We start from the raw sequence: 25,350 nt of genomic DNA, 5'->3' as shown, positions 1-25,350 counted from the left end.
ACTTCACGTTAAATTCAATAAAGCATGAAATATCGATAAAATAGAATAAAAAGTCAATATTAATGCTTATGTTGAACTATAAATTCATCAAATATTTGAAGTGAAGTTAATTTGATTGTTTTGTGGTCAAATGTTGGCTTAATGTTTCAATATGCGTTGAGTTTGGATGATTCACGAGCTTTCATAGTACATCTACAGGTGATCTAATCACTTGATTTCTGTCTGTTCTGCATAAAAAGCAGCGACATCACGAAGGTCTTCATCATTTAACATTTTTAACTGTGCTGCCATCATTTCTGCAAGTGGCCCTTTACGCTCACCGGCTTGATAAGATTTCATGGCATTGTAAAGGTACTGAGCATTTTGACCAGCAAGGCTTGGATAGGTGTTGTTCGTTGCGATGCCTGTAACACCGTGACAATAGACACAGCTAGGTGATTTGATTTTACCTTTATCAGCATCACCAAACGGTTCGGCATAGATAGCGGAAGAGAAAATAAAAGAGATTAAAAGTACAAATCTGAGCATGGAAGTTATCTATTCGCTAGAAATCATGCCGATACAATAAAGCTTCCCCTTAGGGGAAGCTCAATGATCAAAATCAAATTAAAGTAGAGATTTTATACTTGATAAGAAAGTGTCGATGTCTTTCGCTGAAATATCTTTATGAGTTACAAAACGAATTGGATTTCCAGGGGTTATCGTGATGTTTTGTTCCTTTAGTTTCGCAGCGATACTTACTATGTCCACTTGAGGATCAAGCTTCGCGAACACGATGTTCGTTTGAACAAATTCAGGGTTGACTGAAAAACCAGGCAGTTCTGCTAAGCCTTCCGCTAAGGTTTTTGCGTTGATGTGATCTTGTTTTAGCTGTTCCACTTGTTCGGTAAGGGCAAGTTTGCCTGCTGCGGCAAGAATACCCGCTTGACGCATACCACCGCCGACCATCTTTCTTAAGCGACGTGCTTTTGCGATGTAGTCTTTGCTACCAAGCAGTAGCGAGCCAACAGGGGCAGCCAGACCTTTCGACAGACAGATCGTCATTGAATCAAAGTACTGACCGATCTCTTTTACCGGAACATCAAGTGCAACGGCTGCGTTAAAAACGCGAGCGCCATCTAGATGCATCTGCAAGTTATGTTTATTCACGAAGTCACGTGCTTCTGCTAAGTAAGACAGAGGCAGTACTTTACCATTAATTGTGTTTTCTAAGCTGAGAAGCTTAGTGCGAGCAAAGTGACAATCATCTGGTTTAATCGCAGCAGCCAGTTTATCAAATGGTAGCGTGCCATCTGGGTTATTTTCGACTGGTTGAGGTTGAATTGATCCCAAAACCGCCGCGCCACCAGCTTCGTATTTGTAGTTATGTGCTTGTTGCCCACATAGATATTCATCTCCCCGCTCGCAATGCGCCATTAAACCGAGCAGATTGGCTTGAGTGCCTGAAGTGGTAAACAAAGCTGCTTCGAAACCAGCAAGCTGCGCAGCAAATTTTTCAAGCTCATTGACCGTAGGGTCATCACCATAAACATCATCCCCAACGGGGGCCTTAAACATGGCTTCTCGCATGGCTTGGGTGGGCTGTGTAACGGTATCTGATCGAAAATCCATGAATGTCTCCTTGGTCAAAGTCCTAAATATATCCGCAAAGGCGCGCTTTGCTTAAGCAAGCGATCGTTTTGGCATCGGTGATCGTGCCATCGACAATCTTTTCTTCGAGTTGCTTGATTGACAAGGTGACGACCTCAATCACTTCGTCTTCATCGCACTCGTAACGGTTCGTTTTGTTAAGCTTTTCGGCAACAAATAGATACTGTATCTCATCACAAAATCCGGCAAGAGGGGTGACTTGGCCGAGAGACGTGAATTTCTCTGCACTAAACCCAGTTTCTTCCTCTAACTCTCTTTTGGCGCAGCAGAGTGGCTCTTCGTTGCCTTCTCTGGTACCAGCAGGAAGTTCCAATAGCCATTTATTAAGTGAAGGCCGAAATTGGTGGACAAGGACAATCTCACCCTCCGCTGTAATAGGGAGAATCACCGCAGCACCCGGATGATGGATTGTGGTGTGCGTAATTGCCTGTCCTGTAGGAAGCATAACGTCTTCTTCAATCAGAGAAATTTGCTTCCATTTATAAATTATCTTGCTCATGCAGTTATGAACCCTAGCTGTTACCGCATTTTTGACGTTTTTCGACATTAACCACAAATGGTGGGAAACAAAAGCAAAAAATACTGCAACACGACGAAAGCGTTTGCACTTTAAGTGAGCAATGTCTCATAAATGGAAACTTTGATTGCTTCGTCAAGAAGCGGAAAAGCATCTGCTATAAGGGGAATTCGACAAAATACATTTGTAACAAAGTTATAACAAGTGTATAAAAATGTTAACGCAATACCACTTCAGTAGCCGGAGAACGTATGACACAAACCTTATTTGCCTCAAATGCCGAAAAAGCGCTTCTCTCAGAACGCATCAATAAATTGGCGAAAGCGTTAACGGATGGCGTTTATGAGCGTGAACATACGATCAAGCTCTGCCTTCTTGCTGCACTTGCTGGTGAAAGTGTTTTTCTTTTAGGTCCCCCTGGTATTGCAAAAAGCTTAATTGCCAAACGACTCATCCAAGCGTTCGATAACAGCAGTTACTTCGAATACCTGATGACGCGCTTCTCAACCCCTGAAGAGGTGTTTGGGCCACTGAGTATCCAAGAGCTAAAAGACAACGGCCGTTATGTTCGCTTAACTAAAGGGTATTTGCCAACTGCACAAGTCGTATTTTTGGATGAAATCTGGAAGGCGGGGCCTGCAATTCTTAACACATTGCTGACAGTGGTTAATGAGAAAACATTCAAAAATGGCAGCGATATCGAGCGTGTGCCAATGCGCCTGTTAGTATCGGCTTCCAATGAATTACCCGATGAAGATAGTGGATTGGATGCGCTCTACGACCGCATGTTGGTGCGTGTGTTTGTGAATCGAATTCAGAATAAACAAAACTTTAAGTCGATGTTGACTGTGGGCACATCGCAAGAGGCACAAGTACCAGAAGGCCTAGCGATAACTGATGAAGAATATCATCAATGGCAACAACAGCTCGACAAATTGACGCTAACCGACAATGCATTCGAAAAGCTTTTCCAGCTTAAAACGATGTTAGAAAGCAAAGTTGAAGCTCAGTTTGGTGATGTGGCCAATACCGACATGTATGTCTCTGACCGCCGCTGGAAGAAAGCCGTGAAGTTGTTAAAAGCGAGCGCGTTTTTTAATGGTCGCGATGAAATAAATCCGCTTGACCTTCTACTGTTGCAAGATTGTTTATGGAACAGTCCTGAATCGCGAGATGTGGTACGTGAAGTGGTTCAAGAGTTCGCCTTAAAACATGCATTTGATCAACAAGACGCGGAGCAGGAAATTGAGTACTGCCGTGAGTCTTTGGTTGATGTTCAACATGAACTTGAAGATGCCTACCGCATGACGTTAACGTCTGAAGCGGCAACGGGTATTTTGCGTAAAGAAACCATGCGCTTTGATACCTCTAAAGCCAAGATGTACAAAGTTGGCGCAGCCGTTAACTTAGTTAAATTGGTTGTCTTGCAAAGCAACATGTCGGTTTCAGAATCAGAAAAAGGTGATAGCCGCTGGGTTTATGTACCCAAAGATGAGTTAGATCGAGTCATTAAAGAGGGAAGCGGTGATGTGTATGGTTACGTCAATCAAAACACCAACATGTGCCGTTTACGATTTGACGTTGACGCGGCGAATAACCTAGTTATCCGTGATATCGCGAACCGAGGCATTCTGGTTAGCCTAGTGACTCAAGAGGGCTTGGATGTAGAGCTCTACCAAAAGTGGTTAACGCAGAGCGAAAAAGCCGTAAATCAGCTTAGTGAGGCAGAACACCATATGCGCAAGGTGAAAGCGAACTTTCATGATGCGCTTCCGCATAGCTTTGTTGATCCTGAATTACCCCGCCTAATGGAGTCGAGTCTGCAACAGGTTAGTCAGAGACTTGAATCAATCCAAGCAGAAAGTGAAAAAGTTATCCAACGCTTTAAAAACTTACATCAGTTTTTCTCATAAGGAGACGACATGCTAGGTGCAGACGGACTTAACCTCGCGCTGATGGTGGCCGACTCCGGCATCATCGATAGCGCAGTTAATGATTTGATGGCGCGTTCACAAGTCATGATGATGGCAGAAAACAGAGGTGTTAAATCTTCGGTCAAAGGTCACTTGTTAAAGTGGCGAGGCAGTGTTAAAAAACGGATCACCAAGGTATGTGAGACAGAGCGTTTCCAACAAGAGCTGTCTTTATATCAAGAGGTTATTCATTGGGATGAAGAGGCGTTTTTTGAAAACATCGAAGATGTGATTAAAAAGCTGGAATGGCACTCTGCGTTTTACATGCAAGCTCGCCGAATGATGGAAAAGAACAAAGGGATGAATAACCCTATGTTCCCACATTACTTTTGTGATCAATGGTACCAAAGCCTCACCGATGCAATAAAACAAGCGCAAGTAAGCGAGCTTGAAGCCAATAAAGAAAAGGTGCTGAATGACCTGTATCAACGTATGGAAACCATGCGTAATATGGATAAAGTCACGGAGTCGGGTGACGCTGAAAGTGTAGGGCGCCTGTGGGATATGGCATCTGCCAAGTTGAGTAAAACAGACTTAACGGTGATGAAACGCCATGCTGAGTTTCTGAAGAAGCACCAAGGCTTGCAAGAAATTGCGGAGCAACTCGGTCGTATGGCGGGGCAAGTAAATGATCCTGAACTAAATCGTGCGCCCACTGAAGAACTTCAATTGGTCGAAGAGAAAAGTGATGAGGCGACGGATGATATTGTCGGTATTCACGAAAGCGATGATCTAAATAAGCTACTTCCCAACGAAACGATGTTTTTGGCGTATCCTGAACTTGAAGTTGTGTTCTATAAACACTTAGTTGATAAACGGCTCATGAACTATCGTACACAAGGCAAATCGCGCACGTTACGTAAAGTTAAAGCTCACCGACCTGACCATAAAGCGGTAGATATCGAAAAAGGCCCCTTCATTGTTTGTGTGGACGCGTCCGGTTCCATGAGTGGCTTTCCTGAGCAATGCGCCAAAGCCATGGCTTATGCTCTGATGCAAATCGCACTAGCGGAGCAACGTGATTGCTATGTCATTATTTTTTCTACGGAACACATTACCTACGAACTAACCAAACAAGATGGTCTGCGCGAGGCGGCGGACTTTCTAACTTATAGCTTCCATGGTGGTACAGACTTAGAGCCAACTTTGATTAAATCTATCGACTTGATGAGCGGTGATAAATATAAAAACGCAGACATGGTAGTCATTTCCGACTTTATCGCGCCAAAACAACAAGACGAGTTACTGGCCAAAGTGGATGCGCTCAAAGCGAAGAAAAACCGTTTTCACGCGATTAGCTTATCGAAATACGGAAATCCTGCATTAATGTCGATGTTTGATCACACTTGGTCTTATCACCCTAATGTTGTGGGAAGATTGCTAAAAAGGGTCAGCAACTATTAAACGCCTTAATGTTTCATGGGACAAAACGAACTGAAAGCGAGATTTATATTGCTTCGTTTTAAGCCAATAAGATCGAACTTTGGTCGAATTGACTTAAAAGAAATCAAACGAACAGAAAATGAAATATTTTTGTTTGACTATCTTCCCTCAATCCGTAAAGTAGCCACCAACGCAACGGGGTAGAGCCCTGAAGCGTAATAAAAAGGCGCCTTGGCAGAGTGGCTATGCAGCGGATTGCAAATCCGTGGACCTCGGTTCGACTCCGGGAGGCGCCTCCATTATTCTTTTGAGAGCGAATGGCTTTCGAGAAAAAAATGCGACACTAGCTCAGTTGGTAGAGCGCAACCTTGCCAAGGTTGAGGTCACGAGTTCGAACCTCGTGTGTCGCTCCAAATTATTCAGATATGGCCATGGCGGTATCTCGATGCCAAGTGCATCAACTTAAAACCAGCGAAAGCTGGTTTTTTTGTATCTGAAGACTGATAAATTCACACCATCTCTTTTTCATTACCTGTGAGCTTAGCAACACCATCTCTGTCACGAGTTTCTGATATTAAGTGTGACCCGATGTTTCGCACCTCAGCCAATTTCAGTTTACAATACGGGCTTCCAAAGGATTTGACGAAGACGCATGAGAAATACCGACGATTACATCATTTTTTATCACTTGATCGAGCAAGGTTCATTCAGTGCTGCCGCGAGACATATGTCACTGACCAAATCGGTCGTCAGTAAACGCATTGCCAAGCTTGAACAAGAGCTTGGTGTACAGCTTCTCTACCGAACAACGCGAACGCTAACGTTGACTGAAGCAGGACGAGCGTTTTTTACTCATGCAAAAGCGGTTTATCAAGCGGTGGCAACGGCGGAAGAATCCATTGTGGGTTTAGGTAAAAACTTATCTGGACACATTAAAATTTCGGTGCCTACTATCTCTGGTGAATTAATTCTTCCTCAAGTGATTAATGAATTTAATCAGAAATACCCAGACATCAATATCGATATGGATCTAGATAATCGTTTCGTCGATATCGTGAATGAACGTTTTGATTTGGCAATTAGAACGGGTGTGTTGCCAGATTCTAGTCTGATTGCAAGAAAGCTGGTGGATGCGAATTGGATCATTTGCGCGTCACCCCAATACCTAGCTAAACATGGCATACCTAAACAACCTCAAGCCTTGGCTAAACACAATTGTTTAGTCTATTCCTACCAAGAAACCGGAGCGCATGAGTGGGCGTTTAAAGATGGAGACGAGGTATATCAAATCACCGTCGACGGTAATCTCTGTACCAACAATTCTTCTGTATTGAGAAATGTGGCGCTGTTAGGGCAGGGAATCATCTATGTGCCGCGTGTCTTGGTTTATGAAGACTTAAAACAAGGCAGTCTGATTCAGTTATTTAAAGACGAAACAGCCAAATGTTTGGGTATTTATGCGGTGTATCCCTACACTCGTCAGCAACCAGAAAAAATTAAGATCTTTATCGATCATCTATACACAAGCTTTCAAAGTCAAAACCATCGATTTTAAGCCAATAACTCAACACCGATCGTTATATTGGTGTTGAGCTTATGTTTCCATCTTCATTTCTAAGAATCCTCTTAAATTTAGGGGCTTACGCTTCTCCTCGTTTTCTTCACTAATATTGATAACAAGATACCCCGCACAACTGTTAACAAATGGTTTTGCTATTGTTTCTTTTAAGAAACGGTCTGTTTCTTACTTTAAATTTCTCAAATGTGAAAGATAAGTGACAGAAAAATAAAGAATTATTTTGTTTGTTGTTTATTGATTACGTATTGCTCGCCCGTCTGACATAGACGCAGAGAAATGGACTGCTTATAGTGGCTCAAACGCCATGCCTGCCGCTAAGCGGTGTTGTGAGCGAAGTACAATAACTAGAGATACGGATATGAAACAAAAGCAGCTGATTGAAGAATTTAAAGCCATCGTTGGGAAAGAAAATGTTCTAACCGACGAGGTTAAAACGAAATATTACCGCTCGGGGTTTCGTTCGGGTAGTGGTAATGCGCTTGCTATCGTGTTTCCTAACACTCTTCTAGAACAATGGAAGATTATTAAACAGTGTGTTGAAGCAAACTGCATCATTATCATGCAGGCGGCTAAAACAGGTTTAACAGAGGGCTCGGCTCCGAGTGGTAATGATTATGATCGCGATGTGGTTGTGATCAATATTACCAAAATCAAGAAGATTCACTTATTAGATGGCGGTAAGCAGGCGGTTTGCTTGCCTGGTGCGAGCTTACACTCTTTGGAGAAAGAGCTGAAGGCAGTGAATCGAGCACCGCATTCTATCATCGGTTCTTCATCCCTAGGTGCCACTGTGGTTGGTGGTATCGCTAATAACTCAGGCGGTGCGCTAGTTAAGCGTGGTCCTGCTTATACGGAACTGGCGATCTACGCGCAGGTCGATAAGCAAGGCCAGTTACATTTGGTGAACCACCTTGGTATTGAAGGATTAGGTGAAACGCCAGAAGAAATTCTAACAAACCTGCAAGAAGGGAACTTTGACCCAGCGAAGATCATTCATGATGAGCGAATGGCATCAGACAGAGAATACGATGAACGTGTTCGAGACGTGACTTCTGACATTCCTTCTCGCTTTAATGCCGATGAACGCCGATTATTTGAAGCCAGTGGCTGCGCTGGTAAGTTGGGGGTTTTTGCCGTTCGGGTTGACAGCTACCCAGTCCCCGAAAAAGAGCAGGTTTTTTACCTTGGCACCAATGACCCTGCGAAACTAACGAAGTTGCGAAAAGACTTCTTATCTACGTTTGATAACTTGCCTGAGATGGGAGAATACTTGCATCGAGATATCTTCAACATGGCAGAGAAGTACGGCAAGGATGTGTTCTTATCCATCGACTTGTTAGGCACAGATAAGCTGCCAAAAATGTTCGCACTTAAAGCTAAGGTAGAAAACTTCTTAGAGCGCATCCCGTTTGTCAGTAAATATCTGCCAGACACCATTTTGTACTACGCGAGCAAGTTGTTCCCACAACATTTACCAGAGCGAATGCTGGATTTCCGTGACAAGTATGAGCATCACCTGGTATTGAAAATGAGTGATGGTGGTATTGCTGAAGCACAAAAATACCTCAAAGAAGTTTGGGCTGTTGAAGACGACTGTGATTTCTTCGAGTGTACGCCGGAAGAAGGTAAAAAAGCTTATTTACATCGCTTTGCAGCCGCTGGTGCAGCAATTCGGTACGAGACGATTCATCGAAAAGACGTAGAAGACATCGTTGCACTTGATATTGCTTTGCGACGCAATGATGAAGAGTGGCTAGAAACTTTGCCTGAAGAGGTGAGTAAGAACCTTGTTCAAGCGCTCTATTATGGTCACTTTATGTGTTACGTCTTCCATCAAGATTACATTTTCAAAAAAGGGACTGACACGAAGTTGATGAAAAAGCTGATGCTAGAGCACCTCAATAGCCGTGGTGCCAAATACCCAGCAGAACATAATGTGGGTCACTTGTATGAAGCCGAAAACTCGTTGCAGAAGTTTTACCACGAATTAGACCCAACCAATACCTTTAACCCTGGTATTGGTAAAATGGACAAATATAAGCGCAATTGTAACTGCTGTGCGTAATGTGCTGTCTCACTATGATTAATAATCGTTGTTCATCGTTCAAATGATGAGCATAAGATAAGCCCTGATGACACTTGTGACATCAGGGCTTTGTGTTTTGGGTCTTTTATTGATGACTGGTATCGGCGTTGAAACAGCGACTAAAGAGCACGTACCGCGGCGGCGGCGATGATGCCTGCTGCAATTGCTGGTAGAGGCTTTTTCACGATGAACATGACAACAGCAGTAGAAAACAGTGCTGCTCTAGCACCATTATCACCCTCTACTGCTAGCGGAGCTAAAAGGGCAACCAGTACGGAGCCTGACATCGCAGTAATGAAACGTTGAACCCGTTCGCTAATTGGAATGAATGACATAACATACACTCCGCCCCAGCGGGTTATGAGCGTGACTAACGCCATAGCGATGATGATAAGCAGTGTGCCACCTATGGTTGTTTCGATGTTCATGCTTTCTTCTCCTTCCAACAAGCACCCAAGACTCCGCCAGTAATGGCGCCAACCACTACGTGGCTATTCTCTGGCAAATACCAATACGCCAACATAGAAGAGGCTGCTGCTATGGCCCAAATTGCAAAGATTCTTAAGTCTTTCGGCCCAGCCACCACCATAGACAGCAGGAAGCATCCCATAACCATATCGAGCCCGAGGCCCACCGGATCTTTGATTGCGCTACCAAAATAAATGCCGATCCAGGTGCCCACAATCCAAAAAGACCACATCGCTAAGCCGCCACCAACAAGCAAACCAAAGCCTGGTTCTTTTCTACCAAATGCATTGAGTGCCATTGCCCAGTTAGCGTCTGATGCAACCAGCATTACACCGTAACGTTTTGTTGGTGGGAGTTGTCGTAACCATGGATAAAGTGTGGCTCCCATCAAGAGGTGACGAGCATTAATCGCAAATACAGTAATAAGAACTGGAATGAGAGGGACTTCTGCTCCCCACATTTCTAACGTGGCAAATTGTGAAGCACCGGCGAAGACCAGTGTGCTCATCAACATAGTGGGAAATACATCTAGTCCAGTCTGTACCGCAGCAACACCGAAAGCGAGGCCAAATATGACCACGAACATAGAGAGGGGTAAAAGTTGGGTGAATCCGTTCCAGACGTCAAGCCGATTAAATTCGTGCAACTCAGCGGAGGAGCGTTGAAGATGTTGAGTATTTTCTGTCATAGAGATACCTAGCTAGCAGGCAAAGGGGCAGTGCCATACGAGTGTGTTTGTTATTCTTTTGTAAACTTCATGTTTAACATCAATTAGAGGGGCTTTCAAACACTAAGTGCTATATAAAATTGAGCCATCCAAGCGGCTTTAAGAAACAGAGTGTAGAGAGTCGCACTTGGTAGTGCTAAAGGAGATTAAAACAACAGAAATGGTAAGCTCTGTTTAATTGATAGAATCACGAGCTAGTACAGATTAGTAAATAAGAAAGAAAGCGAGCACGAGGCTCGCTTTTTCGCTCTGTTACGAATAACTGAATAGGTTTATTTTACGTAAACACGAGGGTTCGCGCTTCCCCAAACCGTGTATAGTTCAGGGAAGATGACTTCTGCGTGTTTTTCCATCTCAGCAGCTGAAATCGTTTTGCCTTGTTGGGAGCCAAACAAAACAACTTCAGAACCAGGCTCAACATCTTTGATACCTGTAACATCTACCATTGTAGTGTTCATTGAAGCAACGCCCGCAACTTTTGCACGTTGGCCATTGATCAGAACTTCTGCCGCATTCCCCATTTTTCGTGGGTAACCATCAGAGTAACCAACAGGAATGTTCGCCATTAAGCTTTCTTTGCTTGTTGTGTAGCTACTGTCGTAACCGACTGTGCTATTTTTTGGCAGGTGGTGAACGGATGCCACGCGTGTTTTGAAAGACACGATAGAAGGGTACTCAGGGTTAGTCGGTAGGTCTCCGTATAAAACGCCACCAGGGCGAACCATATCAAGCTGCGCTTCAGGAACATTAAGCGCGGTGTAAGAGTTTGCTACGTGCAGTAAAATGTTGTCGCGTTTTAGATTCGCTTCTTTAATCAGCCATGCAGAACTGTCTTTGAATGAAGCTAACTTTTGGCGCACGTCGTCTGCATTGTAGTTAGGGAAATGAGTCATGATACCAACAATATTAACGCCAGCTTGTTGAGCGATTTCTAGCGCTTCTTTCTTGCCCGCTTCTGTCGTCATATCAACACCATTACGTCCCATACCACCGTCGTTCAGAGCTAGGTGAACTTTGATTTCTTTACCAGCTTTCTCGGCTAGTTTAGACAGTGCTTTAGCTTGCTCTGCTGTGCCTATCAACTCTTCGACATTTAGGTCGATTGCGGCTTCAATCTCGCCAATATCCGCTGAGCGTACACGCATAAGTTGGCCTTTAAAGCCACTGTCGCGAACAGTTTGTGCTTCGGCGTTACTTGCAACGGCAACGCAAGGAATTTGTTGCTCGATAATAGTCGGCATCAGGCCTGCGATACCATTGCCGTATGCGTCGGCTTTCATCACGGCGCAGATTTTCGTTTTGCCATCCATGTGCGATTTAAACTGCTCAATATTATCGCGGAACTGACCTAAGTTTATTTCTAGCCAAGCGTTAGCACCTTGAACTTGCTCTGCTTTTGCTGCTGTATTGCTAATTTGAAGAGGAGCGGCAGTGGCTTGCATTACAGGAACCGCGACTGCAGCAGCGATAGTCAGTGATAGTAAGGTTTTATTTAAGCGCATAAAGTCTCCGTACGCGTTTTTTGTATTGGTTATGTTATTGAGTACTTGGGGAAAGTACCTGACGAAGTAAAACGCTCCAAGTGGTGCTTTGGAGCGTTTATTAAGATAGTGATTTAATATATACCTAAATATACCTCAGTGATGACATTCAATTTAAGCAAATCGGGATTGATTTGATATCTACTAAGGTATCCACTGAGTTTAACTCAGTTTAAAGCGGCTCATTACATCTTTAAGAGAAATGGATAGCTGGCTTAGTTCGCGGCACGCCTGTGCGGTTTGCTCCGAACCTTGCGAGACCTCTTGAGATGCCAAATGTATGTTTTCAATGCTGCGGTTAAGCTCTTCCGCTACAGAGTCTTGCTGGTTACAAGCCGTGGCGATTTGGGTACCCATGTCTGAGATGTCCGAAATCGAATGCTCAATGTCGCTCATCAGCTGTTTTGATTGAATGCCTTGTTCTGCACATTCTGAGATACTGGTTCTAGAAAGTTCAGTAGCTGATTTTGCGTCTTTTGCAAGTGATTGTAGCTGCTCAATGATCGAAGTGATTTCACTCGTTGAATCTTGCGTACGGCCGGCAAGAGTTCGAACTTCGTCTGCAACGACGGCAAAGCCACGACCAGACTCACCAGCACGCGCCGCTTCAATGGCTGCATTAAGTGCAAGTAGGTTGGTTTGATCGGCGATGTCGCGGATAACATCCACGATCACGTTAATTTTATTCGATTGCTGTTCAAGCTCTGCTACGGTATCGCCTGCAGCGCCAATTACATTTGAAACTTCTTGAATCGCGTCAACCATACCTTGGGTCTCACGAACACCGTGTTGTGCGCGGCGGTTTGCTTCGTTAGCTTGGTTCGCTGAGTCTTCAGTGTTACGAGCAACATCGGCTACGGCCGCTTTCATTTCTGTCATTGCTGTTGCGATGTGCGTAATTTGCAGCTGTTGATCTTTCATACCAGACGCAGAAATATCGGAGATTTGATTCATCTCTTCGACAGCGCTGCTTAACTGAGTAACTGCAGCAATCACATTATCGATAACTTGGCGTAAGTCGTCTTGCATCTTAGTGGTCGCGTCTGCCAGTTCACCAAGCTCGTCATTGCCGATTGCTTTACGGTCAATGTCACTTGATAGATCACCTGTCGCGATGGCATTTGCTTGCTCAACAACAAGTTTAAGTGGGCCACAAATTAGGCGAGTCAGCACGTATGTCATGCCTACCATGATCAGTAGAATAATCACGTTACTTGCAATTGAAGAATTACTCAATCCATTTACAGAGGACAGGATATGAGTTTTGTTGCTATCCATAGCTTCTTTAAGGAGACGGATTAGTTCGCCTAACTCTGAGTCAACCGCTTCGAAAGCAGACAAAGAGTTCGCCAAAATAGGGTGGGCCTTGCTTTTGTCGTTAGCTAGCATCGCTTCATTGTACTGGTCCATAGTAATCAAGTACTTTTTCCACTGACGCATAAGACGCTGGTAAGTTTGCTGCTCTTCGCCAGGCCAGATAGTTTCACCGTAAGCGTTGAGCTCTCTAGTGATCTTTTCGCGTTCTCTAATATTGTTAGAAATTTTAGTTTTGACTTGGTCTGCGTCTTCATAAGTGTACGCAGCAAATTGAGCTCGGCGCCAGCGAGACAAATGATCTCGAATCGAATCGACCCTTTCCATTGCAGGAAGCGTATCATCGGTATAGTTTAAAAGCTCAGATTTGATGCTTTTGAGCTCTGTAGATAAAAACACGCCAAATGCAATGTTGACGATGGCAATGAGTAAAAACGATAGCGATATCTTTTTCGCTATAGAAAGATTCTTGATAGACATTAGTGATATACCTTGTTTTTCTTATGTTGTGTCGCCAAAGTAAACCACATCCTTATATGTGATATTTGTCCATTAAATTACTGCAACTCGTGTAACGTACCATTATTTATTGATATTTTCGATAATGAATTGAGCTTTGTTTGAAAATAAAAAAAAGTCAATGATTTTATAAAGGTACGACCACATTCGATATAAAGTTATCGGTAACAAAATATGATGTTCTGTACGCAGTCGTGCCAAGAGTAGGGAATCAAATTGTTACAGATGTTACAGCGGTGAAAAGATCAGCGTTCATAACGTGATAGTCGCGTGTTTACCTCGAAGCAGTTACGGGCACTAGTATGCGTATGACTTAATAGACAATGAAAGGGAACGGGTGCTTATTGGTCTAATTGAATGCCAAATGTACTAGTCAGATCGCTTTTTAAGCACTTAAATCAAAAAGATAAAATTTATTGTTGACCAGATAAATTAATCCGTTAAAGTACGCCTCGTTCTCACGGCAAAGGCCGCAGAGACAGATGGTGTCTAACCCATCGCATGATTGCGTTGCCCTGGTGGTGGAATTGGTAGACACAAGGGATTTAAAATCCCTCGGCGTTCGCGCTGTGCCGGTTCAAGTCCGGCCCGGGGCACCATCAAAATCTTTGGTGACAGAGATAAAAAATCAGAAAGGCGCCTTGGCAGAGTGGCTATGCAGCGGATTGCAAATCCGTGGACCTCGGTTCGACTCCGGGAGGCGCCTCCACTATTTCGAAAGCCAGTCTTAAATGACTGGCTTTTTTCGTTTTTAATCCGCCTTTTCGTAACCCTTCGCGCTTTCCTAAAGTCTCCCATGTTTTGATCACCATTCAATATTTTTAACGCGCTAATTATTGATTTTATAAATGTTAGACAACTCAATAATTGTATAGTGTGATTGGTGATAGTTTCTCTTCGATTGTAATCCGAACTTTTTGTATTACAGGCAGCAACCTAGCTAGCGTCATAGTTAGTATCGCTTGGTGCGTATATGCAGAAAGGAGGATTCTAGTCCTTAACGTGAGAGAAAAATAATGAAAACATTCAACCTTAAACCTACACTTTTACCCTTAACTTTGCTGCTCAGTTCGCCTGTAATGGCGGCACAAAATGGCACCATGATGCAGTATTTCCATTGGTATGTGCCAAATGACGGTGCACTCTGGACACAAGTTGAAAACAACGCGTCGGCACTATCTGATAACGGCTTTACTGCGTTATGGTTACCACCCGCCTATAAAGGTGCTGGTGGTAGCAACGACGTCGGTTATGGCGTTTATGATATGTACGATTTGGGAGAGTTTGATCAAAAAGGTTCGGTGCGCACCAAGTATGGCACCAAAGATCAGTACCTAAGCGCCATCAATGCTGCCCATAAAAACAATATCCAGATTTATGGCGATGTGGTGTTCAACCATCGCGGTGGTGCGGATGGAAAGTCTTGGGTTGATACCAAGCGAGTAGATTGGAACAACCGAAATATTGAACTTGGTGATAAATGGATTGAAGCGTGGGTAGAGTTTGATTTCCCTGGGCGCAACGACAAGTACTCAAACTTTCATTGGACGTGGTACCACTTTGATGGCGTGGATTGGGACGATGCTGGCGAAGAAAAAGCTATCTTCAAATTCAAAGGTGAGGGTAAGGCATGGGATTGGGAAGTGAGCTCGGAAAAAGGCAACTACGATTACCTTATGTACGCTGATCTAGACATGGATCACCCTGAAGTGAAGCAAGAGCTGAAAGACTGGGGCGAGTGGTATATCAACATGACGGGTGTGGATGGGTTTAGAATGGACGCGGTGAAGCACATCAAATATCAATACCTGCAAGAATGGATTGATCACCTACGTTGGAAAACAGGGAAAGAACTTTTCACGGTCGGAGAGTACTGGAACTACGATGTGAATCAGCTGCATAACTTTATCATCAAAACTTCTGGCAGCATGTCTCTATTCGATGCACCGTTACATATGAACTTCTACAATGCGTCTAAATCGGGTGGTAGCTACGATATGCGTCAAATCATGGATGGTACGCTGATGAAGGACAATTCAGTCAAAGCGGTAACCTTAGTAGAAAACCATGACACTCAACCTTTGCAGGCTTTGGAGTCGACGGTTGATTGGTGGTTTAAGCCGCTCGCTTACGCGTTTATCTTATTGCGTGAAGAAGGTTATCCATCCGTGTTTTATGCAGATTACTACGGCGCGCAGTACAGTGATAAAGGGCATGACATCAATATGGTCAAAGTGCCTTACATTGAAGAGCTAGTAACACTGCGTAAAGATTATGCGTATGGCAAACAACATTCTTATCTCGACCACTGGGACGTAATTGGTTGGACTCGAGAAGGTGATGCAAAGCATCCACATTCAATGGCCGTGATCATGAGTGATGGACCTGGCGGCTCGAAGTGGATGTATACGGGTAAACCAAGTGCTCGCTACGTAGACAAGTTGGGTATCCGAACTGAAGAAGTTTGGACTGATGCGAATGGTTGGGCTGAGTTCCCAGTAAACGGCGGATCTGTCTCGGTTTGGGTTGGCGTTGAATGATCCATTCCTGTGATTTTGATACAGAGTAGGCAATTCTTAATAAAACTTTTCAATGAATCAATGTGTTGTTTGATATTCATTCTGCAAATGAGTAACTTATATTTGAGCATAATCTAGAGGAAGATAAAGAATGGAATCTATTGCTGATGTATTGGTTGTGGCTATTGTGTTCGGTGCCATATTTGGGGGCGGGATAATAAAGTTAATCTTGAACCATCGTAAAGAAGTAAGAGCGTTGGAGATATCTGAACGTAATACGATGAGCCGAGAAGAACAAGATAACCTTAACAAGCAAATTGGTGACTTGAAGCGACGTGTTGAAGTGTTAGAGCGAATTGTCACAGATAACAAATATCAACTTGAAAAAGAAATTGCCTCTCTGTAGATCACCACTTAATCGTAAAGCCGGCGAAGTCCGGCTTTTTCGTGTCTGTACGTCAGACCTTTCGGATGTTTAACTCAGCGTTCATCAAAAAAGTCTTTGTCGCGAATGTATTTACTCATAAAGTGATAAGAGAACGGTCGCATTAACCAACTAAATAAGGAGCGCCCAAGCCGTATGAGCGTTGGGGTGTTCTCGTATATTCTCCCGTTATATAACCATAGCATTTTGCCTACATGCCAATACAAAAAAGGTACGGGCGGCATAAAGGTCACGATGTCGATGTCGCAACAAATCCTGTATGTTTTGTGCCCCAAACGGTAGCGTTTCTTAAACGTCCAATCCCCGACAGCGGGCTGTCCGAAAGTGACCACGCGTTTAATGCTTTTTGGGTATTTTTTCTCAATATAGTCAGCAAAAACACTGCCAATCGCGCCACCTGAAGAGTGGCCAGTAATAGTGATTCTTTTCCCCCTGAGAATAAGTGGTACAACGATACCTTCGAGGCGTTCGATCACGGTCAACCCTAACCGATCTTCATTCCGGCTCGGTAAACTTTCTTGGAACAACAGATGATAGAAACCCGCGTGAATGCGATAGTTTAGTCCCAACCTTCGACAGCTTCTCGTCCACATCGCGAAGTTCAACAACCAATCACTGATACTGTGTGAGCCTTTAATCACTACGACCACTTCACTCTGTTTTTTACTCCAGAGCACGCGAATCATAATCTTACCGTGTTCATTTCTAATGACTCGTTGCCCATTAGGATCGAACCCGTATTGAGTTTGCCTGAAGACGCGAGGGTAGGCGAGATTACAAAGCACCGCATAGCGCTCGTATTGGTATCGTTTTAATGGTTTCACGTTAACTTTCTTAGTGGAGCCTAACGGTTGACTGTAATTAATGAATATTAAAAATACGTGAATCTTGATTTAGGGTCGGTAGAGATTCTGTATATTGGTATCGCGAATGAAAGACTCAAACTGGCTTAAATGCGTCAAGATGGTTTGGCGAGAGAGTGCATGATGTTCGCTAAGCACGTTAATTAGCTTTTTCAAAGCCTTACGATCTTGTTTATTGAGATTTGCTGTCTCTTTGAGTTGTACGAAAAATTCAATTTGACTTGAAGTGTCGTTAAAGTCACCGAGCTTGTCTTGCAATAGTTTTAGTTGTTTCACGTTGTTTTTGTGCTGTTGGGAAGGATAGAGCGTGGAAAATCCTTCTAACAAATAACGCAGCGCTTTGCACTTTATCCGCATCGAATGAATCACACTGTCACGACTTTTGTCCGAGATCTTGCGTCGTGCTTTATCAACTTTTTTAAATTGGTCGGAGATTTTTTGGCTTGCGAAGAGTAACGCAGGTACGTTGCTATCCACTCGTTCGTGTTGCGTACTTCGCAGCAGACTATTCCTGACCAAAGTGCAGTGCGTTGTGTATTCTTCTGTAGCTAGCCAACGCGTAACTTTTGCCTGTTCGTAAGCACGTTCGGCTTCGATAAAGCCAAAAAGCTGCTCAAGAGACGATTTGTGGTTTGGGAGCATTTCAATGTATTGTTTTTTGCCCAAGATAAATACGTCCAAATCACGCAGCTTATTTGTTTTCTTCATCATTATTTTTAAATGATGTTTCAAAATACTCAGTTCAAAAGGAGGTATCAGTTCGCGAAGTAGTACGCATAGTGAGCGTATGCGCCTTAGTGTGACGCGATACTGGTGTGTATATTCAGGATCCAAGTCTTCGATGATTCCCAGCTCCAGAGAGCGTGCATAATCAAATTCACTAAGGAAGAAGTAGGGCGCTACGAAGTCGAGTTCGGAATCAGTATGTAGCGGTAATTGAAATGATGACTTTCGAAACATGATGAGCGCTTATTTGTCCCCTGCAGTACGAGTTAAGTTTATACCCATACTGCCAATTTGTGCGACTTGTCGATTCCTCATTGACATGAAGTGATGAAGCAAAGTAAACGAGAGCAAAGCATGCTGATGTTCTTGTGAGCAAAATGATCGCCCTTTGTTCGTTTGAGTTGGCTTTTTAACCATTTGAATAAAAAAGACTAATTTTTTGTTGACCAGATAAATTAATCCGTTAAAGTACGCCTCGTTCTCACGGCAAAGGCCGCTGAGACAGATGGTGTCTAACCCATCGCATGATTGCGTTGCCCTGGTGGTGGAATTGGTAGACACAAGGGATTTAAAATCCCTCGGCGTTCGCGCTGTGCCGGTTCAAGTCCGGCCCGGGGCACCATCAAAATCTTTGGTGACAGAGATAAAAAATCAGAAAGGCGCCTTGGCAGAGTGGCTATGCAGCGGATTGCAAATCCGTGGACCTCGGTTCGACTCCGGGAGGCGCCTCCACTATTTCTAAAAACCGGCCTTGTGCCGGTTTTTTACTATCTGGTATTGTCAAACTATTCTAATACACATTTATTATTGAATAATTAATTTTTGTACAAATACCAACCTCAATTATCAGTTAATCACTCTTTAACAGGTTTTCCTGAATTGCTATCTATAGCGTTATATTATCAATGTGATTTTAGTTCAATATTGAAAATAAAGTTGTGCATATATCCTGCTTGTTTCTCTATATGCCTCTAGTTGATATTCCACTGTATCGCTCAGTCTGTCTTTTAATCGAGTATAAAACTAGGTGAGCAAAAAACTTCCACCACTTTAATTTAACGTAAATTTAACAATTAAAGATGGATAATATTACTCATGAGTTGTTGAGGTATATTATTAGAATGACTCGCTATTAAGTTAATGAATTTAAAGGTTATAACTTTATGCGATGAAATTGAGATTGTTTTAGTTAAATTTATAATTGTTTGATTTTTAATGATTTAAATTGGCTGTAGTGCAAGTGATTTATTAAAGTCATTGTTGAATACAAAGGCTGTTCATATAAAACAATCATAAGATTATTTTAAGTAACTGACAAAAATGGATAAATTTATTATTACACAAACTTAACCTAAATTACTTATCACTCTGGTTGAATTTTGACCGGTTGCTTTGCTATGATTCCGGCTCTTATATTTTTGGTGGTTATCCTTTTATAACCATGTTGATGTATATAGGAACATATTTGGCTTTATAGGCTAGGGCATTTTATTTCCTAAAATTTATATTATTTTACCCTACCATTTCTGCTTATATTGGCGGGAGGGTGAACTCGTTATTAAATTAAAATTAGGTGAAGCAGTGATAAAAAATATTAAAATAAATAGAACAATCCTAAATAAAGGGTTGTCATTTTTATTAGTAATATTCGCTTGTTTACAGAGCATCCATTACGCCAGTGCAGCAGGAAGTACGACGGGACAGCAAAATACATTGGTTATCCTGCTGAACTTCAAAGAAAACCCAAATGAGCAGCCATTAACTTTGTCAGAGGCAAATAATCTAATCTTTGGCACAGTAAATGACTTCTACCGTGAAAGCTCTTTTGATCAAATGTGGCTGTCTGGGAAAGTCGTGGGTTGGTTTAATTTACCGTTGTCTAATCAGGTTTGTGATTTTACCGCTGTTCAAGATGCAGCGGATCAAGAAGCCATCGCAGCGGGAGTGAAGCTTGAAGAGTACGATCGTATTGTTTACTTGATGACAAAAACGGCATGTGGTGTCGCTGGATCCGCAACTATTGATGGCATGCCTTCACGCGCGCACATCAATGGTGATTTTTCTCCGATGAACATCGCTCATGAGCTTGGACATAACTTTGGTTTGCATCACTCTCGTGCTCTTGATTGTGGCGAGCATACGCTTTCAGACAACTGTACGTTGCGTGAATACGGTGATACCTATGATGTAATGGGTGGTCCAGACATCGGCTATTTGAATACTTTCCAGCGCGAGCGACTAGGATGGCTAGAGGGAGAGCACGCTTCAAAGACACTGGAAGTTACTCAAAATGGTACATACTCCATCGCGAATTACGAGACGACTAGTGCTCAGCCAGTTACGATAAAAGTACCTCGTGGTACTGATCCTTCTACAGGTGCAAAAAAATGGTTTTACATTGAATACCGCCAGTCTATTGGGTTTGACGACTTTTTAGATGCTCGTTCTTACTCGTTCTATCGTGGGGACGTTACGGATGGCATCATCATTCGAAGCGCTGTAGAAGGCGATGGGCGCAGCAGTAATCTGCTTCACTTTAAAACTGATTCTGAATATCGTGCGGTTTTTGGCCGAAATGACTGGTTTGACCCATCTATGCCGGTCGGTGGTAGCTATACTGACCCAGACTCAGGTGTAACATTGAGTTTGGTGAGTGCAGCGAACGGCATCGCCGAAGTAAGCGTTGTCTTTGACGGCTCTGACAACGGTAATATCGGGACTTGTACTGTAAATGCTCCATCAGTGACTGCGAAAGCTGCAACAAGCCACTCGGTTGCAGCCGGCGATGAGGTTCAATATCAGGTCACTATTACCAACAAAGATAGTGCAGATTGTTCAGCGAGCAGTTTTTCTGTAAACGCGTCAGTGCCAACTGGTTGGAAAGCGAGCAGCAGTGCAATCACGCTAGCAGCAGGTGAAACCGGACAAGTAATGATATCAGTCGTATCTTCGGTTGAGGCTAGTGATAAAGACTATGCTTTGAAGATGATCGTGACGCACGGAGAAGACTCAAGTCTGCAAACCGCAGCATCCGTGAACTACTCTGTAACCAATGAAATCTCGCCATCACCAGAGCTCGTTGCTGTTGATGATCAGGTGACTATGTCTTCGAAACAGTCGGTGATTATCGATATGATGGCAAACGATGTTGTTGGAGAGCAAAACTCTGCAAGCGTGGTTTCTCTTACTAGACCAAGTAAGGGGCGACTAGAGCTGTTATCAGATGGCACCCTGCGTTATACACCTGAGAAGAAATTCAAAAATAACGACAGCTTTACCTATACCATAGGTGATGGTCAAAGCAGCTCGACCGCTCAGGTCTCAGTGAAGTTAGAGTCCTCATCTGGTGGCGATTCTGGCAACTCTGGTAACAATGGGAAAGGTAAGAATAAATAGAACGGTATAGTTCGAAAGAAAACGCCTGACGAGTTAACGTCAGGCGTTGTTTTATTAAGTTGTAAGTAGACCTTATTCAGGGCAGTTAACAGGCTCTGGACAAGTTGGACATAGCGTACATTCTGCAGACGCTGTTATCGCTTCTACGACAACATTGCCGAAGATAGTTTCACCACTCGCATCCACAGTATCTGTAAACGCTCTGACTTCTTCACCCGGTAATGGAAGGCCTTCACCATCTCCTGGGATTGGCTCGTAGTTACCAGTAAAGTCGTAACACTCAGCAGGCGCAAGCATACCAACCTGGATTGGATTCGAGTCTTTGTTGTCGATTACGACAATGCCGTCAATGGTGACATTGGAGGTATTACATACACTACCACTGTAATTGACTTGAAGACCGTATTCATTAATACCAGTATCTTCAAATCGATTCACGACGACGACACTACAGTCTTTCTCTAGAGACAATGAACCAGGGATGTTTTGGCTTGGGCATTCCCAATCTGCGTTGTCAGAAACCGCAACACCACCACCAGTTTCAAGTGCTGCGCTTACTTCTGCATAGTTAGTGATACCGTTTTGGTCAATAATAAACGAACCATTAAACTCTTGCGTTTGTCCAACGGCGAGCATCGCTAAATTGAACACATGGTCACCAGCAGCCATATCGTTGTCAACGGCTGTAGTGTCTGTTGCCACAACATCATACAATGCAAAGTCACCGGTGTTTTCTACAGTGAGTTTATAGTTGTATTTCAAAGTGTTACCATTGACAATATCACCAAATGTACAAGTTTTAGTGATTTTAATGTCTGGTACGCCTGGTGTGTAACAGAATGAAATATGACTTAAGCCATAGTATCTACCATTTTTCCCTACAGGTGAATGCAGCAAGGCATCATCTTGATACAATAATCCATCTGTGAAGTAGTTATATAGGTTTCCGTCAGGACCACCTTTAACAAAGATAGCTTGCATAATCACAGGGCTATCACCTTGATCCCAACTGAAGGTTTTTGCCCCAGGTTGTTGATCAATAACCACTTCAAGCATGCCATCACCGAAAGTGCCGTCTGTAACTGGCTCAAGCTTGTATTCTATCAAACCATCGATCCCTGGAAGTAATTGTTGACAGGTGTTATTCCCTTCAACAAATATTGGTTGCACGCCTCGGCTTGAAGGGTCGCCAGCGGATGCGTAAACAATTTGAGAGCTCAGCACTAAACTAACCGCTATGACCCAAGTAAACAGCTTAAACATGCTGCTGATATTGATCGCTGTAAGTATATTCTGGCTACATAAAGTGGAACAACGGTAACTCTTATTGCCCCACCAAGAGTTAAATATGGTTTTCATAAAACCTCCTTGTGTAAGTGGGCTCGCTACGTCCTTGAGCCCACATACGTGATAGTTTTCTCACAGAGTTAAACTGCGTCGGTTGACTAGCATAGAGTGTTCCATATTTAACCTTTTGTATTTGTTGGTTATTTTTTATTTTTGTACAGAGGGGTGAACAGTTTGTTTATATTTTCATAAATGGTTGAGCTAAAACTTATTCGCTAAACTACTGAATATGTTTTAGTTAAATGAGTATTCAATTAGATGTGTAAAGGATGTAACACTATGCAAACAGGTGTTACACATCACCTTCACATTAGTTGGAACAGGTGAGTAAGCGTCTATTTCATATTCATAGTGGACAGTTTCAATACCGTCGTTTTTGTGCACCTGTCACAGGTGTAAACAATAAAGTGTCAATCTGTAACATTATCCTAGAACACGTATATATCTTTGTTATCGTAGGTTTTTTTGTCTCTTTTGTTTTCTTTCTCTTTCTTTAAAATTGAACACTCTGTTCATTCTCTTCGCTGTTGAAAATATTTAGTTTAATAAAATCATAACCTTAAGTAGTGGCATGCTCTATGCGTTATACAAGCCGAAACGAAAGTTGTATCTCGCTTTCACTCTTTCTTAAAAGGCAATTAATGACATAGGGACCTTCGTCTAGCTTTAGAAGCGTTCTAAGGAGTAGGTTATGAATTCTTGTAAGTCAGGTATCTGGCATACGATGAAGAGCTTTCTTTATGCAATATTTACAAGTTTGCTAATAGGTAGCTCTGCATTTGCAACACCAACAGATGGCGTATTTGAGTTAGAAGCAAATGCTAATGCGATAGATGACTCTGGAGTGGGAGCTCCAGATGACTGGTCAACGCCGCCAAACAGTGGTGGAGCATTAGTATTTAGCTTTGAGAATGACACGGCAACACCGGATACAATCTTTACTGGTGGTAATAAAGACATCAAAGACATACCAGAACTCGGTTGGAAGACTGGGACGGTACTCGATAAAGGGGATATTCTTCATGCGTATGCAGCGGCATACAACATTAATAATGACCTTGTACTCACCTTTGGTGCAGACCGCTTTGGTAACAGCGGTGATGCCTTCTTAGGTTTTTGGTTTTATCAAGACTCAGTCAGTACAAACCCAGACGGTACATTCACTGGTCAACATATTGCTGGCGACCTTTTGATTCAGGTGAATTATTTGCAAGGGGCAAATGAGGGGCCAGAAATTTTGGTTCTTGAATGGGACACAACTTGTGCGAAAGCTGATAACAATAATCCACAAGATGGTCAGTGTGCTGCGACAAACTTACGTTTGAAAGTTAAGACAAATGCACTGTGTTCACCGGGCGCGCAAGATGTGTGTGCTTCAACCAATACAACTGACTCACCTGCACCATGGGCGTATACGCCAAAAAGTGGTGTCGAAAATGTCTTCCCTCCAGAAACCTTCTTTGAAGGTGGTGTAAACCTTACTGAACTTCTACAAACAGACACCTGTTTTAGCTCATTTGCAGCCGAAACAAGAGCATCAAGCAGTATTACCGCTCAGTTGAAAGACTTCGTGGTTGGTGACTTTGAGTTGTGTAGTGTTGATATCACCAAAACATGTAATCAAGCGGTCGTGAATGATACAGAAGATGGTTACGTTTACTCATACAGCGGCGACGTGATTAATGATGGTGTTGGTACGCTATACGATGTTGTTGTAGAGGATTTAGAAGCAGGTACTACACATAGCTTAGGTGCCATTGCTTCAGGTGACAGTGCTTCATATAGCGGCAGTTTTGAAAGTACAAATAACGGTCTAACTAATACGGTAAGAGTCACAGCAGCTGCGACTCCGGGTGGCCAAGCGACCATTACTGATACCGCAAGTGATCCATGTGAGTCATTGAGCTTGTCTCCAATGATTAGTGTAACGAAATCATGTGAAAGCGGCTTCAAACTTACTGAAAACGGTATCATTGCAGAAGTGAGCTTCTCGGGAATGGTATGTAACACAACGCCTGGACTTACTTTAGTGAATGTTTCTGTTGTGGATGACTCAGGTACGCCTGAGGATACTTCTGATGACGTGAAAGTGGTAGATAATATCGAACTCGCTTCGGATCAATGTCAGTCTTATACTGGTAGTTATATCCCAACGGCATTTAGCAATGCAGAAACACAATCTTTCCGTGATACTGTGACAGCGGTTGGTTTCTTGAAAATCGATAATACTCAAGCGACGAATACAGCTTCTGCAGACTGTGACATTTGTCCTGCACCAAGCAACTAATTGACGTCTT

Annotated in this window: 18 protein-coding genes and 6 tRNA genes; 14 read left to right on the top strand and 10 right to left on the bottom strand. The window is 43.1% G+C overall.

What is annotated here, in order from left to right; translation table 11 throughout:
- Positions 1 to 207 precede the first annotated feature (207 nt).
- The 3 genes from R7P74_RS03770 to R7P74_RS03760 form a co-directional block, all read right to left on the bottom strand.
- Complete coding sequence (locus R7P74_RS03770; RefSeq protein WP_149192240.1) at positions 208 to 528, bottom strand: c-type cytochrome; 321 nt, start codon at positions 526 to 528, stop codon at positions 208 to 210.
- A gap of 78 nt (positions 529 to 606) precedes the next feature.
- Positions 607 to 1,611 (bottom strand): low-specificity L-threonine aldolase, encoded by a 1,005-nt coding sequence (gene ltaE, locus R7P74_RS03765; protein WP_005375978.1) that lies wholly within the window; start codon positions 1,609 to 1,611, stop codon positions 607 to 609.
- Between the two features lie 22 nt (positions 1,612 to 1,633).
- The gene (locus R7P74_RS03760) at positions 1,634 to 2,149 is read right to left on the bottom strand and encodes an NUDIX hydrolase (RefSeq protein WP_213969379.1); all 516 of its coding nucleotides are present in this window, start codon (positions 2,147 to 2,149) and stop codon (positions 1,634 to 1,636) included.
- A 269-nt stretch (positions 2,150 to 2,418) separates the two neighbouring features.
- Here R7P74_RS03760 and R7P74_RS03755 point away from each other — a divergent pair, with 269 nt between their 5' ends.
- From R7P74_RS03755 to dld, 6 genes are all read left to right on the top strand, one after another.
- On the top strand, positions 2,419 to 4,080 hold the full coding sequence (locus R7P74_RS03755) for an ATPase RavA domain-containing protein (RefSeq protein ID WP_053303672.1): 1,662 nt from the start codon (positions 2,419 to 2,421) through the stop codon (positions 4,078 to 4,080).
- A gap of 9 nt (positions 4,081 to 4,089) precedes the next feature.
- A complete protein-coding gene (viaA, locus tag R7P74_RS03750; protein ID WP_033907023.1) occupies positions 4,090 to 5,544 on the top strand; it encodes an ATPase RavA stimulator ViaA in 1,455 nt (484 codons plus the stop codon).
- A gap of 204 nt (positions 5,545 to 5,748) precedes the next feature.
- Positions 5,749 to 5,822, top strand: a tRNA-Cys gene (locus R7P74_RS03745).
- Positions 5,823 to 5,860: 38 nt separating this feature from the next.
- Positions 5,861 to 5,936, top strand: a tRNA-Gly gene (locus R7P74_RS03740).
- Between the two features lie 239 nt (positions 5,937 to 6,175).
- Positions 6,176 to 7,078, top strand: a complete 903-nt coding sequence (locus R7P74_RS03735) for a LysR family transcriptional regulator (RefSeq protein ID WP_005375982.1) — start codon at positions 6,176 to 6,178, stop codon at positions 7,076 to 7,078.
- Between the two features lie 382 nt (positions 7,079 to 7,460).
- Positions 7,461 to 9,167, top strand: coding sequence for a D-lactate dehydrogenase (gene dld, locus R7P74_RS03730; protein WP_262634107.1), 1,707 nt, complete (start codon positions 7,461 to 7,463; stop codon positions 9,165 to 9,167).
- 140 nt (positions 9,168 to 9,307) lie between these two features.
- Here the strand turns inward: dld and R7P74_RS03725 are convergent, their stop codons facing one another.
- From R7P74_RS03725 to R7P74_RS03710, 4 genes are all read right to left on the bottom strand, one after another.
- A complete protein-coding gene (locus tag R7P74_RS03725; RefSeq protein ID WP_005375985.1) occupies positions 9,308 to 9,616 on the bottom strand; it encodes an AzlD family protein in 309 nt (102 codons plus the stop codon).
- On the bottom strand, positions 9,613 to 10,344 hold the full coding sequence (locus tag R7P74_RS03720; protein ID WP_054865294.1) for an AzlC family ABC transporter permease: 732 nt from the start codon (positions 10,342 to 10,344) through the stop codon (positions 9,613 to 9,615). The genes R7P74_RS03725 and R7P74_RS03720 overlap by 4 nt, the downstream gene beginning before the upstream one ends.
- Positions 10,345 to 10,655: 311 nt before the next feature.
- Complete coding sequence (gene alr, locus R7P74_RS03715; protein WP_262634106.1) at positions 10,656 to 11,885, bottom strand: alanine racemase; 1,230 nt, start codon at positions 11,883 to 11,885, stop codon at positions 10,656 to 10,658.
- Between the two features lie 201 nt (positions 11,886 to 12,086).
- Entirely contained in the window at positions 12,087 to 13,718 is a 1,632-nt protein-coding gene (locus R7P74_RS03710) for a methyl-accepting chemotaxis protein (RefSeq protein ID WP_213886026.1), read from the bottom strand.
- 551 nt (positions 13,719 to 14,269) lie between these two features.
- On the opposite strand from R7P74_RS03710, the gene R7P74_RS03705 reads away from it, so the two are divergent.
- From R7P74_RS03705 to R7P74_RS03690, 4 genes are all read left to right on the top strand, one after another.
- Positions 14,270 to 14,356: transfer RNA gene (locus R7P74_RS03705), tRNA-Leu, on the top strand.
- Positions 14,357 to 14,392: 36 nt separating this feature from the next.
- Positions 14,393 to 14,466 (top strand) — tRNA-Cys (locus R7P74_RS03700).
- A gap of 307 nt (positions 14,467 to 14,773) precedes the next feature.
- Positions 14,774 to 16,297, top strand: a complete 1,524-nt coding sequence (amyS, locus tag R7P74_RS03695; RefSeq protein WP_262634105.1) for an alpha-amylase — start codon at positions 14,774 to 14,776, stop codon at positions 16,295 to 16,297.
- 130 nt (positions 16,298 to 16,427) lie between these two features.
- Positions 16,428 to 16,682 carry a hypothetical protein gene (locus tag R7P74_RS03690; RefSeq protein ID WP_005375990.1) on the top strand — a complete coding sequence of 85 codons (255 nt, stop codon included), beginning with the start codon at positions 16,428 to 16,430 and terminating at the stop codon, positions 16,680 to 16,682.
- 74 nt (positions 16,683 to 16,756) lie between these two features.
- On the opposite strand, the gene R7P74_RS03685 is transcribed toward R7P74_RS03690, so the two are convergent.
- Both R7P74_RS03685 and R7P74_RS03680 read right to left on the bottom strand, forming a co-directional pair.
- Entirely contained in the window at positions 16,757 to 17,545 is a 789-nt protein-coding gene (locus R7P74_RS03685; RefSeq protein WP_005375991.1) for a lipase family protein, read from the bottom strand.
- 69 nt (positions 17,546 to 17,614) lie between these two features.
- Positions 17,615 to 18,544 carry a CHAD domain-containing protein gene (locus R7P74_RS03680; RefSeq protein WP_318122688.1) on the bottom strand — a complete coding sequence of 310 codons (930 nt, stop codon included), beginning with the start codon at positions 18,542 to 18,544 and terminating at the stop codon, positions 17,615 to 17,617.
- A gap of 301 nt (positions 18,545 to 18,845) precedes the next feature.
- On the opposite strand from R7P74_RS03680, the gene R7P74_RS03675 reads away from it, so the two are divergent.
- From R7P74_RS03675 to R7P74_RS03665, 3 genes are all read left to right on the top strand, one after another.
- A tRNA-Leu gene (locus R7P74_RS03675) sits at positions 18,846 to 18,932 on the top strand.
- 36 nt (positions 18,933 to 18,968) lie between these two features.
- A tRNA-Cys gene (locus R7P74_RS03670) sits at positions 18,969 to 19,042 on the top strand.
- 981 nt (positions 19,043 to 20,023) lie between these two features.
- Positions 20,024 to 21,706, top strand: a complete 1,683-nt coding sequence (locus tag R7P74_RS03665; protein WP_318122734.1) for an Ig-like domain-containing protein — start codon at positions 20,024 to 20,026, stop codon at positions 21,704 to 21,706.
- Between the two features lie 72 nt (positions 21,707 to 21,778).
- Here the strand turns inward: R7P74_RS03665 and R7P74_RS03660 are convergent, their stop codons facing one another.
- Positions 21,779 to 23,065, bottom strand: coding sequence for a hypothetical protein (locus R7P74_RS03660; protein ID WP_213866317.1), 1,287 nt, complete (start codon positions 23,063 to 23,065; stop codon positions 21,779 to 21,781).
- 679 nt (positions 23,066 to 23,744) lie between these two features.
- Here R7P74_RS03660 and R7P74_RS03655 point away from each other — a divergent pair.
- On the top strand, positions 23,745 to 25,340 hold the full coding sequence (locus tag R7P74_RS03655) for a DUF11 domain-containing protein (protein ID WP_167416012.1): 1,596 nt from the start codon (positions 23,745 to 23,747) through the stop codon (positions 25,338 to 25,340).
- Positions 25,341 to 25,350: the final 10 nt, after the last annotated feature.

The sequence above is a fragment of the Vibrio sp. 2033 genome (assembly GCF_033339735.1).
Note: the sequence above shows the minus strand (reverse complement) of the source record. Positions and strands in the feature narration are given on the sequence as shown.

What these genes read in the sequence shown, in the direction of transcription:
- R7P74_RS03755 (WP_053303672.1), top strand. Translation starts at nt 2,419, where the DNA reads ATGACACAAACCTTATTTGCCTCAAATGCCGAAAAAGCGCTTCTCTCA.
- R7P74_RS03690 (WP_005375990.1), top strand. Translation starts at nt 16,428, where the DNA reads ATGGAATCTATTGCTGATGTATTGGTTGTGGCTATTGTGTTCGGTGCC.
- dld (WP_262634107.1), top strand. Translation starts at nt 7,461, where the DNA reads ATGAAACAAAAGCAGCTGATTGAAGAATTTAAAGCCATCGTTGGGAAA.
- amyS (WP_262634105.1), top strand. Translation starts at nt 14,774, where the DNA reads ATGAAAACATTCAACCTTAAACCTACACTTTTACCCTTAACTTTGCTG.
- R7P74_RS03720 (WP_054865294.1), bottom strand. Translation starts at nt 10,344, where the DNA reads ATGACAGAAAATACTCAACATCTTCAACGCTCCTCCGCTGAGTTGCAC.
- R7P74_RS03760 (WP_213969379.1), bottom strand. Translation starts at nt 2,149, where the DNA reads ATGAGCAAGATAATTTATAAATGGAAGCAAATTTCTCTGATTGAAGAA.
- R7P74_RS03660 (WP_213866317.1), bottom strand. Translation starts at nt 23,065, where the DNA reads ATGAAAACCATATTTAACTCTTGGTGGGGCAATAAGAGTTACCGTTGT.
- R7P74_RS03735 (WP_005375982.1), top strand. Translation starts at nt 6,176, where the DNA reads ATGAGAAATACCGACGATTACATCATTTTTTATCACTTGATCGAGCAA.
- viaA (WP_033907023.1), top strand. Translation starts at nt 4,090, where the DNA reads ATGCTAGGTGCAGACGGACTTAACCTCGCGCTGATGGTGGCCGACTCC.
- alr (WP_262634106.1), bottom strand. Translation starts at nt 11,885, where the DNA reads ATGCGCTTAAATAAAACCTTACTATCACTGACTATCGCTGCTGCAGTC.
- R7P74_RS03680 (WP_318122688.1), bottom strand. Translation starts at nt 18,544, where the DNA reads ATGTTTCGAAAGTCATCATTTCAATTACCGCTACATACTGATTCCGAA.
- R7P74_RS03710 (WP_213886026.1), bottom strand. Translation starts at nt 13,718, where the DNA reads ATGTCTATCAAGAATCTTTCTATAGCGAAAAAGATATCGCTATCGTTT.
- ltaE (WP_005375978.1), bottom strand. Translation starts at nt 1,611, where the DNA reads ATGGATTTTCGATCAGATACCGTTACACAGCCCACCCAAGCCATGCGA.
- R7P74_RS03655 (WP_167416012.1), top strand. Translation starts at nt 23,745, where the DNA reads ATGAATTCTTGTAAGTCAGGTATCTGGCATACGATGAAGAGCTTTCTT.
- R7P74_RS03725 (WP_005375985.1), bottom strand. Translation starts at nt 9,616, where the DNA reads ATGAACATCGAAACAACCATAGGTGGCACACTGCTTATCATCATCGCT.
- R7P74_RS03770 (WP_149192240.1), bottom strand. Translation starts at nt 528, where the DNA reads ATGCTCAGATTTGTACTTTTAATCTCTTTTATTTTCTCTTCCGCTATC.